This window comes from Microbulbifer pacificus (assembly GCF_002959965.1).
Taxonomy (GTDB): Bacteria; Pseudomonadota; Gammaproteobacteria; order Pseudomonadales; family Cellvibrionaceae; genus Microbulbifer; species Microbulbifer pacificus_A.
Genome location: NZ_PREV01000029.1, coordinates 1 through 1,389 on the forward strand (window position 1 = coordinate 1; position 1,389 = coordinate 1,389).

Annotated in this window: 1 protein-coding gene; it reads left to right on the forward strand. The window is 37.9% G+C overall.

The genetic code is table 11. The annotated features are described in order from the left end of the window. Nucleotides 1–73 precede the first annotated feature (73 nt). Nucleotides 74–1,389, forward strand: a 1,316-nt coding sequence (gene radA / locus C3938_RS17550) for a DNA repair protein RadA (protein WP_105104610.1), incomplete at its 3' end; no start/stop codon positions are given.

Genomic DNA, 1,389 nt, shown 5'->3' on the forward strand with positions numbered 1-1,389 from the left:
TGTAAATTGATAGCTTTCTGTAACCTACTACATAAAAAAATAGGCTACAATAATAGAGAAGGGGTTAATAAATTTGGCAAAACGAAAAACAAAGTTTGTATGTCAGGAATGTGGATATGAATCAGCTAAATGGATGGGAAAATGTCCTGCTTGTCATCAATGGAATACCATGGTGGAGGAAATAGATCCAGCTTCGGTTAAAGGTCGGACAGGCTATGCTACTAGTACGACATCTGCAGGTGCAGGTAAGCCTGAAAAAATCACAGCGATTGAATCGAAGAAAGAACCTAGAATTACTACGAACATGAAAGAGTTCAACAGAGTGCTAGGAGGCGGAATTGTACTAGGTTCTCTTGTTTTAATTGGAGGAGATCCGGGTATTGGTAAGTCAACCTTATTACTCCAAATATCCTCTCAATTAGCAGAAAAAGATATGTCAGTACTTTATGTTTCTGGAGAGGAATCAACTCGTCAAACAAAATTACGTGCAGATCGACTCGATATTGCAACAGATCAGTTGTATGTTTTATCAGAAACAAATTTATATGATATTAGTAAACAGGTAGAAGAATTAAAACCGTCTTTTGTAGTAATCGATTCGATACAAACCATATTTAAAGAAGAAGTAACGAGTGCTCCAGGAAGTGTTTCTCAAGTACGTGAATGTACAATGGAGCTAATGAAAATAGCAAAATCAAATGGAATACCTATTTTTATTGTTGGTCATGTAACAAAAGAAGGTTCCATTGCTGGTCCTCGATTATTAGAACATATGGTAGATGCTGTTCTATATTTTGAAGGCGAGCGTCATCACACATATCGTATATTACGAGGAGTAAAGAACCGTTTTGGTAGTACGAATGAAATGGGAATATTTGAGATGAAAGAAGAGGGATTACGAGAAGTAATGAATCCGTCTGAGATATTTCTAGAAGAACGATCAGAAGGGGCAGCTGGGTCGACAGTTGTAGCATCGATGGAAGGAACGAGAACGGTATTGGTAGAAATTCAAGCATTAATTTCTCCCACTAGCTTTGGAAATCCCCGTCGTACTGCAACAGGAATAGACCATAATCGTGTACCGTTGTTAATGGCCGTTTTAGAAAAACGTGTCGGTTTGATGCTTCAAAATCAAGACGCATATATAAAAGTTGCTGGCGGCGTAAAGTTAGATGAGCCAGCTATTGATCTAGCATTAGCTGTAAGTATCGCTTCTAGCTTTCGGAATCAACCAACGAATCCGAATGATATTTTTGTAGGTGAAGTAGGTTTAACTGGTGAGATTAGAAGGGTTTCTCGAATTGAGCAACGTGTACAAGAAGCGGCGAAATTAGGTTTTAAACGCGTAATATGTCCAAAAAATAATTTGGATGGTTGGAATTATCCTAG